Here is a 16,892-nt window from a genome sequence, read left to right as displayed (position 1 = left end):
CGTGACATTCCAGACGGACTTCCAGAACGTCTCGGCATTGCCACCGGGGAGAAGCTCATCGTTACGAGGCACGGTCGTCGCAGCCGTGGTGCCGGCCGTAGCAACGCCCGAGGGAAGCATCATGGGGTGGAGCGCCGACATCCGCATCGACACCGACTTGGCCGAACCGGTAGTGCCACCGGAGGACTGGCATGTCGTCTCCGATCCTGAACGTGTGATGACCGGCATGGCAAGCGACGATCCGGGCCGAGCGGAGAGCCGAGCAGTGCTGGACTGCCTGGACGCCCGGTCCTGAACCGGCCTTATAGCGCCGAGGCGATTTCGGCGAGGATCGTACCGGCGGACTCGAGAACGTATTCGATGTGTTCTTCCTCCATCACTGACGAGGTGGACAGGTAGGGGAAGCCGAAGACGCCCCGGTTGCCGAACGCCAGGGGGAGGCCGGTCATCAGCACGTCCGGTCGGGTCACCTCCGGCTCGCAGGCCACGCTGAGCAGGGATCCGCCGCCCTCCACCCGGAGCGGTAGCCCGCGGTCCTTCACCACTGTGGCCAATCCCTCGCGCAATCGTGCGCCGCGGCGGTCGATCCGGTCGTGGACGTCCGGTGTCAGGAGGCGCAGGGCGGCGACACCGGCAGCCGCCGTCATCGGGTTGGCGTTGAACGTCCCTGCCAGGGCCACCTTCATGTCGCCGAGCGGGTCGGTCAAGGCCATGATGTCGGCCCGGCCGCCGAACGCGCCCACCGGTAGCCCGCCCCCGATCAGCTTGCCGAGGGCCGTCATATCGGGAGTCACCCTGTATCGGCCCTGGGCGCCTCCCATCCCGAGTCGCATCGAGATCACTTCGTCGAACAGGAGGAGCACTTCCACGTCCGCCGTCACCTCCCGCAGCGTCTCCAGGAAGCCGTCGGGTGGATGGGCGAATCCTCCCGCCGAGCGGAACGGGGTGAGGATCACCGCGGCCAGGCGATCGGCGTTCGCCCTGATCAGAGCGGCCACGCCTTCCGTGTCGCCCCAGGCGCCCAGGACAACGTTCGCCGATAGGTTGGCCGGGACTCCGCCCGTGCTGGGCACCACGCAGCCGTCGGGCGCAGCCGCGAGTTCGAAGCCGTCGTAGGTTCCGTGGTAGGCGCCATCGAGCTTCAGGACCAGATCCCGTCCGGTGAAGGCTCTCGCCACCTTGAGCATATGCATGTTGGCCTCGGTGCCCGAATTGGCGAACCGCACCCGCTCGATGGACGGAACCCGCTCGCAGATCATCCGCCCCCACTCCACCTCGAGCGGGCTGTGCCCTCCCCAGGCGGTTCCGATGGCCGCCCGGTCCCGAACCGCCGCGACGATGGCGGGATGGGCGTGGCCGTGCACCAGCGCTGTCGAGTTGTTGTTCAGATCGAGCCTGCGGTTGCCGTCCACGTCCCACAGGTACGGTCCTTCCCCGCGCTCGAAATAGAGGGGATGGGGCGGTGTGGTGATCGAGTACCTGGTGTCCCCGCCGGGTAGAACGCCCCCTCCGCGCTCGAACATCCGAGCCGAGCCCGGCGTCCGGCGCCGGTATTCGTCGACGACGCTCCGGTACCAGCGCCGGAGACCCTCCCCGGAAGTCACGATCCCGCCAGCCAGCGCCGCGGGTTGTCACGGGTCATGGTCGCGATGGTCGCCTCGGGAACGTCCTTGCCGGCCAGGGCGGGCAGGAAGGTCTCCTGCAGGTAGACGAAACCGGTACCCCCGTGGATCCGCAGCTGCCCGAACTTGCAGATATCGTGGGAGAGCATCAGCCGGTCCTCGAACCCCCGGTCGATCAGTTCCCGGATCAGGTCGAGGATGCGGTTCTCGAACTGTCCCATGCCCCGGTACTGCCCGCAGTTGTCGAACATCAGGTAGACGCCGCGCCGTAGCAGTCCGAGCAGGTATTCAAGGTGCGGGTAGGTCTCGCAGTGGGCCACCGCCACCCGGCTCATGTCGACATCCTCCTCCTCAAGGATGGTGAGTTGCTCGGGAGCGACCGGACCGACGGCGTGGAGCGCCCCGACGGCCAGGCCGGTGGCCTTGTGGGCCCGGGCAGCGGCCCGCAGCACGCGTTCCTCGGCCGGAGACACCCAGGTCTTCTCGGATCCGACCTCGCCGATCACTCCGGGACGGATCCCGGTGTCACCCACCCCGTCGACGATCTCGCGGATCAGTTCCTCGGCGAGCTCGTCGGCCGGCCGGCGGTCGATCCGCTCCTCAGGCAGGTAGTAGTTGGCGCGGTACCACCCGCAGCCCATCACCACGTGCACGCCGGTCCGCTCGGAGAGCGCCACCAGCCGTTCCGGCGCCCGCCCGTTGTCGGGAACGCTCAGCTCGAAGATCGTTCCTCCACCCAATTCGGCGAAGGCCGACACCTCCTCGGCCATCACGTCTTCATCGCCGAACTGGTCGGGCACGTCGTATCGGTAATCGGCGTGCCGCAGCTTGCAGTAGATGTGCTCGTGGGGAAGGATGAACCCCAGCTCCTGTGCCGGTACCGGCCCGCGCACGGTCATCACGGCGCCGGTTTCGCTGGTCACGTCCTCTCCTTGCACGAGGAGGCTCCTTCCTGGCGAGGGCATCGCAACTCTACCGGTACCCCGGCCCCGGTGGCGGCCCGCTGGGACGCCTAGGCTGACTCCGGCGCAAGGACGACGGGTGAGCAAAGCGAACCAGGTGGAAACCCGAGCCGACCTACTGCTCCGGCATGGTCGAATCATCACGATGGACCTGGCGCGCCGCATCCTGGTGGACGGGGCGATCGCGGTGCGGGACGGCCGCATCGTCGCGGTCGGTCCCGACCGGGAGGTGGCGCCGGCAAGCGAGGCCACGGAGACCCGAGACCTGGGCGGCGCCCTCGTCCATCCGGGGCTCATCGACGCCCACGTCCACGCCGGGAGTTCGGAGCTGAGCCGCGGCCTGGCGCCCAAGGACCATGCCGACTATGGGGCCGTGGACGACTGGCTTTTCTCCTTCCGGCAACCCGAGACCGACTATCTGGGTGCGCTCCTGTCGTGCATGGAGATGGTCCGCAACGGCACCACCGCCTATTCCGACACCGGAGGCTCCTTCTTCTTGGAGGAGACGGTCCGGGCCATCGAGACGGTTGGCATGCGCGGCATACCGGGACAGGTCGCGCTCGACTTCAACCCGGACGTCCCGGGCCGGGACACCGCCTCCGGCGCCATGTCCGAGGAGGAAGGTGAGATGCTGCGCGCATCCACGAGCGAATGCGTGAGCCGTCTGGAGGACCAGATGGCCCGTTACCCGTTCCGGAACGGCGGGCGAGTCCGGGGCGCCGCCACGCTGTATGGCTGCATGCGCTGCTCGGACACGCTTCTGCGGCAAGCCGGATCGCTGGCCGAGCAACACGGAGCGCCCATGATCATGCACCAGTCGTGGGATCCCGAGGAGATAGAGATATCGGAAGCCCTGTACGGCTGCCGCCCCATCCAGCACCTCGCCGATATCGGCGTGCTGGGCGAGAACCTGACGCTGGTCCACATGAACCACCTCGACCGGGCCGAGGTCGAACTGATCGCGGAGTCGGGCACCCGGGTCGTCCACTGCCCGGCGGCCTCCCTCAGACGCGGCATGGGCGCCATCCGCGAGGGCGCCTTCCCCGAGATGCTCGGCATGGGCGTCCCGGTGGCCCTCGGGTCCGACGGCTATAGCGGCAGGCGGGATGTGCTGCGCCAGGCTTACCTGGCCGCGGTCGGCTTTCGGGAGTTCCGGGGCGAGCTGCCGGTGCTGACGGGCGAGACCGTTCTGGAGATGGCCACGTTGCACGGCGCCCGCGCGCTCGGGCTGGAGGAGGTGGGATCGATCGAGGTGGGCAGGCGGGCCGACCTGGTGGTCCATACCCTCAGCCGGCCCGAAGCCCATCCGCGCTTCCAGGATCCGGTGGACAGCCTGGTGTACTTCCGCGGCTCCAGCACGGTCGACACGGTCTTCGTCGACGGGGAAGCGATCCTGGACCGGGGCCGTTTCACCCGATTCGACGCCGAGACGGCCTACGGGATGATCGACGCGGCGTCCGCCGAGTTCGAAGCCGGAGTCGGCGCCTCGATCTACTCGGTGTGGCCGCTGGTCGGCTGAGGCGTCGTTCCACCCTCCGGTGGCGCCAACCCCTTTGGTACGGTTCGGCGATGGAGGTCGCGCTCGATACGTATGACCCCGCCTTCCTGCGGGATCCCTACCCGGTGTTCGACCGTATCCGAGAGGAGACCCCGGTCTTCCGGGGGCCGGGCCGGCAGGGCGAACGGCCGGTATGGTTCCTGACCCGGTACGAGGATGTCCGCAGGGCGCTTCGGGACCGGCGGCTGGGCCGGATCCATCAGCACGAGGTGGACCGCCGGGAGTGGGGCCTTCCGCCGCTCCGGGACGAGCTGGCTCCGTTCTACGAGGTGGAGTACTGGTCGGTGGTGTGGATGGAGCCACCAGACCACACGAGGATTCGTCGGCTGGCGTCGACGGCCTTCACCATGCGACGGCTGGCCGGACTCCGGCCTCGCATGGTCGAGCTCGCCGACCGGCTGCTCGACACGGCCATCGAACGGGGCCGCATGGACCTCGTCAACGACTACGCCGCGCCCCTGTCCGTCCAGGTGATCGCCAGCCTGCTGGGCGCGCCTACCGGGGACTGGCGCCTCATGCTCGACTGGTCCTCCCGGATCACGCAGATGTACGAGTACAACATCACCGAGGCCGACCGGCGATCAGCGGTCGAAGCCTGTATCGAGTTCACCGATTATTGCCTGGAACTGATGCGGAGCCGCCGCGACCGGCCACGGGACGACCTGATCACCGGCCTCTGCGCCGCCCGCACCGAGGAGGGCGCCCTGACCGATCCCCAGATCGTGTCCATGATCATCACCCTGCTCAATGCGGGCCACGAGGCTACGGTCAACACCCTGGCGAACGGCATGCTGGCGATGGTGGATCATCCTGATCAGTGGCGCCTGCTCACCGGCGGCGACGTCGGGCCCGCGGCCGCCGCCGAGGAACTATTCCGGTGGGACGCGCCCATCCAGACCTTCGACCGGTGGGTTCTTGCGGACCGCTACGAGGTGGGCGGCCACGTGATCGGCAAGCACGAGCAGGTGACCGTGCTACTCGGATGCGCCAACCGCGACCCGCAGCACTTCGACCGGCCGAACACGTTCCTGGTCGGTAGGGGCGACCCCTCCCATGTCAGCTTCGGCGGCGGGATCCACCATTGCCTCGGAGCACCCCTCGCCCGCATCGAAATGGACGTTGCCCTCGCCAGGCTTGCTGCCAGATGCCCGAGGCTGGAACTGGTGGAGGAGCCGGTCCGCCCGCCGAGGTTCGTGCTCCGCGGTTTCAACTCCCTCGAGCTGGCCATCGCATGACCGGTCCGGGCCCTCCACCGGGATCGACCGATCGGCACGTACCAACTTCCTACCGGAAGCCTTGACGTAACGCCTGACTCTCGGCTCCGGCCACGGTCGCGCCGAAAAACCCCGATAGAGGTAGCGTTCCATGCCCCCACCTGGCATCATTGCCATGAACCGTCGGGCCGGTATGGGGTTCTTCAGACCTCCTGAGCGGCTTGGCTCGTCCTCCGGGGAAAGGAGCAGCAGTGGCGAGAGACAACCGAGGAGGACCCTCCCTGGAAGAGACTCTGGAGACCAAGGTGGACCGGCGTGACTTCCTGAAGAAGGCGGGAATGACGGTCGCCGCCGGCGGGTTGCTTACGACCATCGGTGCCTGCGGGTCCGGAGAATCCGAGGCCACCACCACCCAGGGGACGTCTGGTCCGGCCACCACGGCCGATGCCACCGCGGACACCGCTGCGGAAGCGGTCGAGGTGGTCATGACCCAGGGCGGTCCTGAGGTCGAATGGGAGATGGGCACCAGCTGGCCGCTGTCGCTGGACACCATCTACGGAGGCGCCGAGGACTTCGCCCAGCGGGTCTCGGACATGACGGGCGGTCGGTTCAGGATCACGCCCCGGGCGGCGGGCGAGCTGGTTCCGGGACTTGAGGTTCTGCAGAACGTCCAGCAGGACGCAATCCCCGCCGGCCATACCGCGTCGTACTACTACGTGGGTCTGAGCCCTGCCACGGCCTTCAACACGGCCCTGCCGTTCGGGTTCACCTACCGGCAGCAGAATGCGTGGATGTACGAGGGCGGCGGCTTGCAGCTGATGCAGGACTTCTACGCGGATCGCTTCGGCGTGATCAACTTCCCGGCCGGAAATACCGGAGTCCAGATGGGCGGTTGGTTCAACAAGGAGATCAACTCCGCGGCGGACCTGGAGGGACTGCGCATGCGGATCCCCGGCCTGGGCGGCAAGGTGATGGAGCGGCTCGGCGTCACCGTGCAGGTGCTGCCCGGCGGCGAGATCTTCCAGGCCCTCCAGACCGGCGCCATCGACGCGACGGAGTGGGTCGGTCCCTACGACGACACGACGATGGGGTTCCACGACGTGTCTACGTACTACTACTACCCCGGGTGGTGGGAGCCGGGCCCCGAGCTCGACGTGTTCATCCCGCTGTCGAAGTGGAACGAGTTGCCGGAGGAATACCAGGCGATAGTCGAGGCGGCCGCCTACGGCGCCAACGCCACCATGATGGCTCGCTACGACGCCAAGAACCCGGCGGCGCTACAGACGATCCTCGAGTCGGATATCGAGTTGCGGCCCTTCCCCGATGACGTGATGCAGGCTTCGGAGGACGCCGCGTTCGAGCTCTTCGACGAGACGGCGGCCGACAACGATGACTTCAAGACCATCTTCGGGCACTGGAGCGCCTTCCGCGACGGCATCACCCAATGGCACGGTCTCGCCGAGACCGCCATGGTCAGCTGGACCGGACGGAACTAGCTGCAGACCGACCTAGCCGCCTAGCCGGCCCCCGCGTCCCCACGGCGCGGTGGCCGGCATCACGGCGTCGGCGATGCGCCCGGCGGGAACGCCTCCCGTGTCGAGGGAGGGCGATACCATCGGTTCGGATACGGAGAAGCGTAAGGCCCCACGAGTTGGCGGTGGGATCAGATGGACAACCGTCCCGGTGTCGATTGCAATGTCCGAGTGTGGCTGCCAAGGGCTACGAGTAGCGAACCCAGTGTCCATCATTCCGATCTGCTGAGGTCGGGCAAGTTCACTTCTGCGTGGGATGGAGTAGCACCTTCAGGGTCGATACCGGGTTGGCGAGCGCTTCGAAGCCTTCGTCGAAGCGGGCGATCGGGAGGATCATGGAGATGAGGCTCTCGATGTCGAAGGCTCCCTTGGCCAGGAGGTCGATGGCGAGGGGGAACTCCTCGACATAGATAATGCTTCCGACGACGTCGACCTCCTTGCCGATCACCGTGGTAGCGGTCACCTCGACGGGCCGCGAGGGGAGACCCGTAAGGGTGACCCGCCCGCCGTAGCGGACGATGTCGACTGCCAGTTCGAGGGTGCCCTGGGCTCCGGAGCACTCGAAGACGAACTCGGGCGGTTCGAGCTCGGTCCCGAATACGGAACGCGGTGGCTCCGTCCGGGGATCGAAGGCGATGTCGGCGCCGAGGTCTAGGGCCGCCTGGCGCCGGAATGCCGAGAGCTCGATGGCGGTGATCGTGGACGCGCCGGCGCGCCGGAGGGCTTGGACCATCAGCAGGCCGACGGGACCGGACCCGATCACCGCGGCGGAACTCCCGAGGCGGAAGCGGGAGCGTCGCACGGCCCTAATAGCGGTGGCCAGCGGTTCGACGAAGGCGCCCTGCTCGGAACTGACGGAGTCGGGTAGGGGGTGGAGCACCTTCGGGTCGACCGTTACCAACTCCGCCATACCGCCGTCGTGCCGGATCCCGATCCCGTTTACGAACACGGCAGAGCGGCACAGGTTGAACCTGGCGTCCCGGCAGGCCCCGCACGCACCGCAGACATTGCCGTTGGGGTTCACTGCCACCCGCGTACCGGGTTCCCATCCCTGCACCTGCTCGCCGGTGGCCACCACCTCGGCCGAGAACTCGTGTCCCATAACGACCCCGGCGCGGAAGGGGGCGGTCATGGAAGGAGCATGCAGATCGGTGCCGCATATCCCGCAGAAGTGGGGACGCAACAGCACATCGCCGGGTCCCACCTCGGGTACGGGGACCTCCTCCAGCCGGATCTTGCGATCGTCCCCGAAAACGATGGCTCTCATCCGTGTCATGACCTTCCTCCTCTCGTCCGCTCCCGGCGCCCCGTCGACCGATCCTTCATCTGCCCAGGTGGCGTCCGCCGTCGATGGGAACCGACACGCCGGTGATGAAGGATGCTCCGTCAGAGGCTAGGAACAACGCGGCCCAGGCGACGTCATCGGCGCTGGCGATACGACCCAGGGGGTGCTTATCGACCAGCATCTCCGTGGTCGCCTCCGCGTTGTCGACGGACGCCAGGTACTGGTCATTCATCGGGTGTGTCCACAGTCGCCGGATACAAGGCTTCAACAGAGTGCCCACGAGCGCCGACTCTGGAGAACGGTCAGCTCCGGCCGTTACACGGTGAGCGGCGCCGCCGGAATCACCCCCCATCCTGCCAGCCACAGCGAGGGCGAGAGCGCCTTCGTGTCCGCCTACCGCACCGAGGAGGAGGTGAAGAGCTGGAGGCCCGCGACCCGGTGACCTGCTTCCGGGACCTTCTCCAGACCGAAGCCGGGATCACGGCGGCGGAACTCGACCCATCTTTCCTGTCCCGCATCGGGCAAGAACGCGAAAATCGCGGCAACCGGCGCCCCCCGCTGGGCCCTCCCCCGCCGCCACCACCTTGGCCGAGACGCGGCCCGCTATGCCCTCGACGGAGCGGCCTCGAACGATTTGATCCCTCACACGGCCCGGCCGACTTCGGAGCCGCTGGTAATTACGGTATCCAGCAACGTATAGCAAGGGTGTGACAGATTCAACCCCCTGTCTTCGGGCACTGACCGAGGTCGGAGGTCGAGGACGGATCCGGATCGGTCGATGCGCCGATCACATCGACACCCTCGGCGCGTCCGCAGAGAATGCCCAACAGTGCACATCCGACCGATCGTGATAGCACAGGATGTGGGCATGCGGAGGCTCCAGAAGCACTGGCCGTGCGCCCACGTTGGCCCGTTGCTATGATTGCGGATTGCAGGGCCGAGTATGGGTCTCAACACAACGCCTCAGTTCCGGGTTTGACCGTGGGGAAGGCGATGTCCTGAAAGGTGGGCCCCAGTGACGCGTGTCACCGACCAACCAACCTTCCGGAAGACCGTAGGCTGGTTGCTGGTTACCGGGACTGTTCTAAGCGTCCCGCTTAGTATCCTCGTTATTGTTGCGCTGGACCCTGATGAGGGTACCGGTGTGGACAGCGCTATGTCTCATCTGATAGCTGATGGCGGCGTATTTGTTTCTCTCGCGTTTCTGCTGGGAATGATCGGTATGGAACGTGTGCTTCAACAAGGGAAGAGCACCGCCTATCTCAGGCAAGCAGGGCTGGTCGTGTTATCACTTGGTCTCGTGGCGGAAGTAATAACGTGGATATTCTCTCACCTCCTTACCACGCATTTTGACCGTGAACAACAGACTTCTAGTGGTTCTGAGCTGTTCACCACAGATGGCACGCTGCTGGTCTCCTTTGGGATCTCGTTCACACTGATCGGCGTGGGAATGTTCGCACTGGGAACGATGGACATTCGCTTCTTCGGACCAGATCGGGTAGGAGCTTTCGTCCTTGGAGTGGTCCCGGGCATCCTTGGTGCTTGCCTTCTGCTGATCGCATTACTCGGTGGCGGGGATGTGATCAGCCTATATCAATTCGGAAGCGGTATCCTGATTCTGCAGGTCGTCTGGGTGTTTTTGATCGGGTTGGCCTTCGTTCGTTCGAAGCAGCCGATCCATGCCGGTTGAGGGACGGTAGAGAAGGCTGAGTAGCTGGAGCCGGATTCTGGGAGGCTGAGCGTTACTAGATGGCGCGCCGGGCCGCCCCCTACACGGAACAGGTAGGATCAGCGCGCGACGATGCTTCCCGACACTGAGATACTCCTCAGCCTGTACCGGCGGATGGTGCGCATCCGGATCTTCGAGGAGAAGGTCCAGGAGCTCCACCGGCTCGGTAAGCTGCCCGGCTTCGTCCATGTCTACGTGGGCGAGGAGGCGGTGGCGGTGGGTGCCTGCAGCGTTCTGCGCGACACCGATCACATCACCAGCACCCATCGGGGCCACGGCCACTGCATAGCCAAGGGAGCCGATGTCGCTCCGATGATGGCCGAGCTGTTCGGGCGGGCGGACGGATACTGTCGGGGCAAGGGCGGCTCGATGCACATCATCGACACCAGCCTGGGGATCCTCGGCGCCAACGGCATCGTCGGAGGCGGGATCCCGATGGCCACCGGATCGGGCCTGGCCGACGCGGTGCTGGGCCGGGACGGGGTGACGGTCTGCTTCTTCGGTGACGGCGCCGCCAACCAGGGGGTCCTGCTCGAGGCCCTGAACCTGGCCGCCATCTGGCAGCTTCCGGTCGTATACCTGTGCGAGTCCAACCAGTACATGGAGTACACCCCCACCACCGATCTCACCGCGGGGAGGATCTACCGCAGGGGTGAGCCCTTCGGGGTCACCAGCATGGAGGTGGACGGGAACGACGTCCTGGAGGTCCGCCGGGTGGTCGGCGAGGCGGTCGACCGGGCCCGGCGCGGCGAGGGCCCCACCCTGATCGAGGCGATCACCTACCGCTTCTCGGGCCACAGTGAGGGCGAGAGCGCCTTCGTGTCCGCCTACCGCACCGAGGAGGAGGTGGAGAGCTGGAAGGCCCGCGATCCCGTGACCTGCTTCCGGGATCTGCTCCAGACCGAAGCCGGGGTCGCGGCCGCCGAACTCGACTCCATCGATGCGGAGGAGCAAGAAGCGGTCCGCAAGGCGGTGGCATTCGCCGAGGCCAGCCCCCATCCCTCCCCCGACGAGGCGCTCGACCACGTCTTCGCCCCCGCAGGGGGATGAGCATGGCGAGGGCGTACTACATGCAGGCCATGAACCAGGGGCTGCGCGCCGCCATGGAGGAGGACGAGACGGTGATCGTGATGGGGGAGGACGTCGACCGCGGCGTCTTCGGCGTCACCAGGGGTCTGATCGACACGTTCGGCGCCAACCGGATCCGCAAGACCCCCATCTCCGAGGCAGCATTCGTGGGCAGTGCGGTGGGCGCCGCCGCGGCGGGCCTGAAGCCGTTCGCCCACGTGATGTTCTCCAGCTTCTTCTACGTGGCCATGGACCAGGTGGCCAACCAGGCCGCCCGCCTCCGCTACATGTCCGGGGGCCAGGTTGAGCTTCCCATCGTCTACTTCGCCGGGACCGGGCCGTCCGGCTCCGCGGCGGCCCAACACTCCGAGAACCCCCACTCGATCCTGATGCATACGGCCGGCCTCAAGGTGGTGATGCCGAGCACCCCCTACGACGCCAAGGGCCTGATGATCGCCGCCGTACGGGACCCCAACCCGGTGGTCTACCTGGCCGATCTGCGCCTCTCCCGCCGGCGCGAGTCCATTCCGGGGGAGCCTTACGAGGTCCCGCTCGGCGTGGCAGACGTCAAGCGAGAGGGCAAGGACGTGACGGTCGTGGCGCTGGCCTCGCTGGTCCACACGGCCGTAGACGTGGCGGACACGCTCGAGGCCGAGGGGATATCGGTCGAGGTGGTCGATCCCCGCAGCCTCGTACCGCTCGACTGGGACACGATCGTCGCCTCGGTCCGCAAGACCGGGCGGCTGGTGGTCGCCGACCCGGCCCGCCGCCTGTGCGGCCTGGCGGCGGAGATCATCGCCGGCGTGTCGGAGCGGGCCTGGGACTCCTTGCGGTCCCAGCCACAACGGGTCACCTGGCCGGACATTCCGGTTCCGTTCAGCCCCGTGCTCGAGGGGAGGCTCGACGTGAGCGCCGACGACGTGGAAGAGGCCATCCGCGCCACCCTGGGCGACCGGGTGGTAGCTGGCTCGGCGTGAGGGAAGGCAGGCAGGTATGCAGGTGATACTCCCCAAGTGGGGCGTGTCGATGCAGGACGCGGTGTTGATCCGGTGGTTGAAGGCGGTGGGTGAGCCGGTAGTCAAGAACGAGCCTCTCGCCGAGTTCGAGACCGACAAGGTCGAAGTCGAGCTGGAGTCCCCGGCCTCGGGCATCCTCACTCGGGTATACGTTTCGGAGGATGACACCGTGGACGTCGGCGCCGTGATAGCCGAGATCCAGGAAACCTGACAGGTTGTCCAACGGTGCCTGACTATCCCGGCGGTGATCTGGTTGTAGACCTGCTCGCCGCCCGGGGTGTGGAGCACATCTTCTCGGTCTCGGGCGGACCACTGAACCCGATCTACCACGGCACGCTGCGCGCCCCGGTGCGGATCGTCCACACCCGGCACGAGGCGGCCGCCGCCTTCATGGCGGAGGGCACCGCCCGGGTCACCCGATCTCCGGGGGTGTGTGCGGTCACCCTCGGTCCGGGCGTCACCAACACGGTCACGCCCGCATTGACGGCCACCCGGGCGGGCGTGCCGTTCCTGATCCTGGGAGGCCAGGCCCCGGTGAGCTTGCTGGACAAGGAATCGATCATGTCCTTCGACCCTCTGCCGGTGATGAGGCCGGTCACCAAGTACGCCGCACGGGTGGTGGACCCCGCCCGGATCGAGGAGTGCCTGGACGCCGCCTGGACGGCCATGACCTCGGGGCGTCCCGGTCCGGCCTTCCTGGAGATCCCGGTGGATGTGCTTGCCGGCGCCGCGCCGCCGCCCGCGGTGAGGCGCGCCAAGAGCGTCCGGTACGGACCAGGGCTGGCGGCCGAGCCGGCCGAGAGGCTCGGACATCTGATCTCGGGGGCCCGCCGCCCGCTGCTGGTGGCGGGGGACGACATCCTGTGGTCGGCTGCTGACGATGCGCTGGCCGGTGCCGTGGACCATCTCCGGGTCCCCTTCGTCACCCTCCGGCTCGGCCGGGGCCTGGTGGGCGAGCGCCATTTCTGCTGCGCCGGAGTGGGCTACCTGGGATCCAACCCACCCCTCCGGGACGCCATGGCCGAAGCCGACCTGGTGCTGGTCGTCGGCCACGAATTCGAGGCGGACCTCGGGTACGGGGGGCTCATCTCCGACGAGGCGGTGGTGATCCAGTCCCATCCCGACCCGGGCGTGGTCGGCAAGTTCCTGCGGCCCGACCTCGGACTGGTCGCCGGTTCCGATGCCGTGCTCGGCGCGCTGGCGAGGTCCGATCGCGGAGGGTTCGACCGGGCGTGGTGCGAGCGGGTCGCACGGGATTGGCGCGCCTGGCGGGACCGCGCCACCGCAGAACCGCAGGTCGACGGCGGAGGGATACACCCGGCCCGGCTCTCGGCGCTGCTCGAGGAGGCGATGCCTCCGGGAACCACCTTCGTCACTTCGCACGGGAACGTCGACTTCTGGGCCGACCCCGTGCTGAGGATCACCCCTCCCTCTCGCTACCTGCGAGCGGGCCAGTCGGGCGCCCTCGGCGCCGAGATCCCCTTCGGCGTAGCGGCGAAGCTGGCCTCCCCGGCCACCACCGTGGTCGTGATTGTCGGGGACGGCGGGTTCGCATTCCACGGCCTGGAACTGGAGACCGCCCTCCGGTACGGGGCGCCGATCGTGGTGGTGGTATACGACGACGAGAAATGGGGCGCCATCGCCCTCCCCCAGCAGCGCGCCTACGGAACCGAGATCGAACTCGACCTTCCCCGCCGGGCGTGGTGGAAGATGGTGGAGGCGATGGGCGGCCACGGCGAGTACGTGGATGACGAGGCAGACCTCGGCGATGCCCTCACCCGCGCCCTCGGGTCAGGAGTGCCCGCCTTGGTCCAGGTCAAGGTACCGAGCGTCGAAGCCCCTTACGTGGCCTATCACTCTTAGAGGCCGCGCCGACCTTCACTCGGAGGCGGTGGACTGGTGGCAACACGGTGGGCAGGGCGGCTCGATGGGGTTCAGCCCGTCGCCCTCCCGCGACGGATTGAGCATCACCCCTCGTACATCAACCGGATGGCGGCGGTCAGGTAGGTGCGGGCCTTGTCGGTGAGGCGCCTCCAGCCGTAGGTGTCGAGGACGAAGCGCATCAGTTCCTCGTGTGACGCACGCGGAATCCGTTGGAGCCGGCTTTCCATCAAGGCGACGACCTCGTTGAGAGGTACCTCGTAGAGATCACGGCCTCCGATCTTGCGCAACACCACCTCGGGACTTCCGGGAACGCGGAGAACCCGCTGGATCTCGCCCTCTTCCGGGCTGGACAGCTCGTCGATCTGCGCCTGCTTCTGGTCGAGCAGGCGGTGGACAGCATGATCGAGCTTGCTTCTAGCCGCCTTGGTGACCCGAGTGGAGCTGGCTCCCCGTATGTAGACCTTGTAGGCCCGCTCGGTGGTGACTGGTCCCTCCGTCTCGATGATCTGGCGCAGTCCGGGGACGGCGCCGAACGCATGGGTGGAGGTCGGGTGGGGGAGCCCATCCCCCTCCCAGTCCTGGTAGGGAACCATGGGTTGGAGAGCGGTGGATGGCGCTCCCGCCCGGCGCCCCCCGGCGGTCACGGACGGGGCAGACGGCACCCCCGGACTACCGCCACCCGCCGGGACGGGGCTGATCGGGGTCTCGCCACTCAGGACGCGGGCCACGTCCTTCGCCACGCTCTCCTGGGTGCGGACCTGGGCCTCGAAGGCCCATCCGGCGATGTGCGGCGTGAGCACCACCTGGTCCAGCGCAAGCAAGGGACTACCGGCCGCCAGCGGTTCCTCCTCGTACACGTCCAGTCCCGCGCCCGCGATGGCCCCGTCTCGCAGGGCGGACACCAAGGCGGCCTCGTCGACGACGGGGCCCCGCGCGGTGTTGATCAGGTAGGCGGTGGACCGCATGGCGGCGAGCTCGCGGGCACCGATCAGATGCCAGGTCTCGTCCGTGAGCGGAACGTGGAGGGAGACGAAGTCGCTGCCGGCGAGCACCTCGGCCAGACTGCCAGGGGTTGCCCCGGCCTCCTCGATGGCGTCCGGCGACACGTACGGATCGTGTGCCCGGACCGCCATGCCGAAGCCGAAGGCGCGCTGGGCGAGACGCCGTCCGATAGCTCCGAAGCCGACGATGCCCAGGGTCTTGCCCTCCATCTCGACACCCATGAACCGCCCCGGCGGGCTGCGGTCCCCGGCCAGGAGAGCCGTGTGGGACGCCACCACGTTGCGGGCCAGACCCAGCATCAGGGCCATGGCGTGGTCGGCCACCGCCGCGGCCTGGGCGCCCGCCGCGTTGACGACCGTCACGCCGCGTCCGGCGGCCGCCGCCAGGTCCACCTGGTCCATGCCGATGCCGATCCGGCCGATGACCTTGAGCCGCCGGCACCGTTCCAGCACCCGGCGCGTGAGCCGGTGCGGGAACAACTGGTAGACGATGGCGTGGGCGTCCCGCACCGCCTCGAGGAGGTCCTCCTGCGCGGTCACCGGAACCGTCCTCACCGTCCCGACCCCCTCCAGTACCTGTCGGGAGACGGGAGTCAACTCCACCCGGTCGAGGAACACGATGTCAAAGTCCATAGCCGGGCGAGTGTACCGGCGGCGGTAGCGACCTTCCTCCAACTCGACGGGTTCGGGCACCCGGACTGTGCTCGCAGGTACTCCGGTCAGCCGAGGTCGACTACCTGCCGCACGCGGTCGGCGACATGTGCCCCTATGGCAAGAGACGAAGTTGCTGCCGGCGACGGTGCGTTCAGCACATGTACCGATCTGGGCCCGACCTCGATCAGGAAGTCGTCGTGTAGTTCGCCGGAACGGGTGAGAGCCAGCGCCCGAACCCCGGACCTGCCCCGGCTGAGATCCCCCGGATCCAGCTCCGGTACGAGTTCGCGCGCCGAACGCACGAACAGGCGGCGACTTGCCGATCGGATGATCTCAGCGATGCCGGACCGCCAGTGCCTGCCTGCCAGTCTGAGGAAGCCGGGGTAGGTAAGCGATTGCAGCAGCTCGGCGGGCCGTACCGTTCTCCACCGGTACCCTTCGCGGGCCAGCGTCGGCACCGCGTTGGGGCCGGCGTGCACAGTGCCGTCCGCCGAGCGGGTCAGGTGAAGGCCGAGGAACGGCAGCTTCGGGTCAGGGACGGGATATATCGACGACCGGACAAGGTCGGCGCTGGGACCTGTGATGTCGTAGTACTCGCCGCGGAATGCGACGATCCGAACCTCCGGGTCGAGACCCGCCGCTCTGGCCAGGTGGTCGCTGTAGAGCCCCCCGCAGTTGACGACTACACGTGCCGTGATGGCCCGGTCCGATCCCTCGACCGCCACGTGTGATCGCGATACGCTGATGTTCTCGACACGGAACGAGGTCGAGATCGTCGCGTCCCGTTCCCGGAGAACCTCGGCCACTGCACGGCACACGTCTCCGAAGTCCACCGCGCCGGTCTCCGGGACGTGCAGAGCTTCTACACACACGGCGTGCGGCTCGATCTCGCGGAGCCGGCCCGGGCCGATACGCTTCACACCCCGGAGACCATTGGCACGGCCACGGCGTTCGAGTTCGGCGAGCGCAGGCAGCTGAGCTTCGCTCGTGGCGACGACGACCTTCCCGTCGCGGGTGTAGGCGACGCCTCGTTCGTCACAGAACCTGACGAGGCGAACGATTCCCTCCCGGCATAGGCGTGCTCTCAGCGAGCCGGGACGGTAGTACAGGCCGGAGTGGATTACCCCGCTGTTGCGCCCCGACTGGTGAGAAGCGACCTGCGGCTCCTTCTCGAGCACCGCGACCTTCGGACCCGGAGCCCGCTCGGTCAGTGCCATCGCCGTCGTCAGGCCGACAATCCCGCCACCGATGATCGCCACGTCGTACTCAGGCACCATGATCAGTTCATGACACTAGGGGTTCCAAGCACCCCTCTGTAACAAGAAGCGCGCTACGCCCTCCACTACCTAGCCGACCGCTATATCAGA

Annotated in this window: 15 protein-coding genes; 9 read left to right on the top strand and 6 right to left on the bottom strand. The window is 67.5% G+C overall.

All coding sequences use genetic code 11. The features are described from left to right. Position 1: 1 nt before the first annotated feature. The gene (locus ACOQPD_RS09495) at positions 2-295 is read left to right on the top strand and encodes a hypothetical protein (protein ID WP_420611714.1); all 294 of its coding nucleotides are present in this window, start codon (positions 2-4) and stop codon (positions 293-295) included. A gap of 7 nt (positions 296-302) precedes the next feature. Here the strand turns inward: ACOQPD_RS09495 and ACOQPD_RS09490 are convergent, their stop codons facing one another. Continuing rightward, a complete protein-coding gene (locus tag ACOQPD_RS09490) occupies positions 303-1,604 on the bottom strand; it encodes an aspartate aminotransferase family protein (RefSeq protein WP_420611713.1) in 1,302 nt (433 codons plus the stop codon). Next, positions 1,601-2,545: a phosphotriesterase family protein gene (locus tag ACOQPD_RS09485; protein WP_420611712.1), complete on the bottom strand. Its 945-nt coding sequence runs from the start codon at positions 2,543-2,545 to the stop codon at positions 1,601-1,603. Before ACOQPD_RS09485 ends, ACOQPD_RS09490 begins: the two co-directional genes overlap by 4 nt. Positions 2,546-2,663: 118 nt before the next feature. Between ACOQPD_RS09485 and ACOQPD_RS09480 the strand changes: the two genes are divergently transcribed. From ACOQPD_RS09480 to ACOQPD_RS09470, 3 genes are all read left to right on the top strand, one after another. Beyond that, a complete protein-coding gene (locus tag ACOQPD_RS09480) occupies positions 2,664-4,103 on the top strand; it encodes an amidohydrolase family protein (protein ID WP_420611711.1) in 1,440 nt (479 codons plus the stop codon). Positions 4,104-4,153: 50 nt separating this feature from the next. Next, positions 4,154-5,377 (top strand): cytochrome P450, encoded by a 1,224-nt coding sequence (locus ACOQPD_RS09475; RefSeq protein WP_420611710.1) that lies wholly within the window; start codon positions 4,154-4,156, stop codon positions 5,375-5,377. Positions 5,378-5,661: 284 nt separating this feature from the next. Further along, the gene (locus ACOQPD_RS09470; protein WP_420614380.1) at positions 5,662-6,852 is read left to right on the top strand and encodes a TRAP transporter substrate-binding protein; all 1,191 of its coding nucleotides are present in this window, start codon (positions 5,662-5,664) and stop codon (positions 6,850-6,852) included. 277 nt (positions 6,853-7,129) lie between these two features. Here ACOQPD_RS09470 and ACOQPD_RS09465 read toward each other — a convergent pair whose 3' ends face one another. Then, on the bottom strand, positions 7,130-8,164 hold the full coding sequence (locus ACOQPD_RS09465; RefSeq protein ID WP_420611709.1) for a zinc-dependent alcohol dehydrogenase: 1,035 nt from the start codon (positions 8,162-8,164) through the stop codon (positions 7,130-7,132). Between the two features lie 46 nt (positions 8,165-8,210). Beyond that, on the bottom strand, positions 8,211-8,405 hold the full coding sequence (locus tag ACOQPD_RS09460; protein ID WP_420611708.1) for an SDR family oxidoreductase: 195 nt from the start codon (positions 8,403-8,405) through the stop codon (positions 8,211-8,213). Between the two features lie 783 nt (positions 8,406-9,188). Between ACOQPD_RS09460 and ACOQPD_RS09455 the strand changes: the two genes are divergently transcribed. The 5 genes from ACOQPD_RS09455 to ACOQPD_RS09435 all read left to right on the top strand — a co-directional run bounded on the left by ACOQPD_RS09455 (position 9,189) and on the right by ACOQPD_RS09435 (position 13,849). Next, a complete protein-coding gene (locus tag ACOQPD_RS09455) occupies positions 9,189-9,863 on the top strand; it encodes a hypothetical protein (RefSeq protein WP_420611707.1) in 675 nt (224 codons plus the stop codon). Positions 9,864-9,974: 111 nt separating this feature from the next. Further along, positions 9,975-10,952, top strand: coding sequence for a thiamine pyrophosphate-dependent dehydrogenase E1 component subunit alpha (locus ACOQPD_RS09450; protein ID WP_420611706.1), 978 nt, complete (start codon positions 9,975-9,977; stop codon positions 10,950-10,952). A gap of 2 nt (positions 10,953-10,954) precedes the next feature. Next, entirely contained in the window at positions 10,955-11,947 is a 993-nt protein-coding gene (locus ACOQPD_RS09445; protein ID WP_420611705.1) for an alpha-ketoacid dehydrogenase subunit beta, read from the top strand. A 16-nt stretch (positions 11,948-11,963) separates the two neighbouring features. Further along, positions 11,964-12,197 carry a lipoyl domain-containing protein gene (locus ACOQPD_RS09440; RefSeq protein WP_420611704.1) on the top strand — a complete coding sequence of 78 codons (234 nt, stop codon included), beginning with the start codon at positions 11,964-11,966 and terminating at the stop codon, positions 12,195-12,197. A gap of 14 nt (positions 12,198-12,211) precedes the next feature. Then, the gene (locus ACOQPD_RS09435) at positions 12,212-13,849 is read left to right on the top strand and encodes a thiamine pyrophosphate-binding protein (RefSeq protein ID WP_420611703.1); all 1,638 of its coding nucleotides are present in this window, start codon (positions 12,212-12,214) and stop codon (positions 13,847-13,849) included. 104 nt (positions 13,850-13,953) lie between these two features. Here the strand turns inward: ACOQPD_RS09435 and ACOQPD_RS09430 are convergent, their stop codons facing one another. After that, complete coding sequence (locus ACOQPD_RS09430) at positions 13,954-15,564, bottom strand: hydroxyacid dehydrogenase (RefSeq protein WP_420611702.1); 1,611 nt, start codon at positions 15,562-15,564, stop codon at positions 13,954-13,956. A gap of 26 nt (positions 15,565-15,590) precedes the next feature. Continuing rightward, positions 15,591-16,802 carry an L-2-hydroxyglutarate oxidase gene (lhgO, locus tag ACOQPD_RS09425; RefSeq protein ID WP_420611701.1) on the bottom strand — a complete coding sequence of 404 codons (1,212 nt, stop codon included), beginning with the start codon at positions 16,800-16,802 and terminating at the stop codon, positions 15,591-15,593. Between the last annotated feature and the right edge of the window lie 90 nt (positions 16,803-16,892).

Source organism: Candidatus Spongiisocius sp., assembly GCF_965221825.1.
Taxonomy (GTDB): domain Bacteria; phylum Actinomycetota; class Acidimicrobiia; order Spongiisociales; family Spongiisociaceae; genus Spongiisocius.
This window is presented reverse-complemented; position numbering and strand designations above follow the sequence as displayed.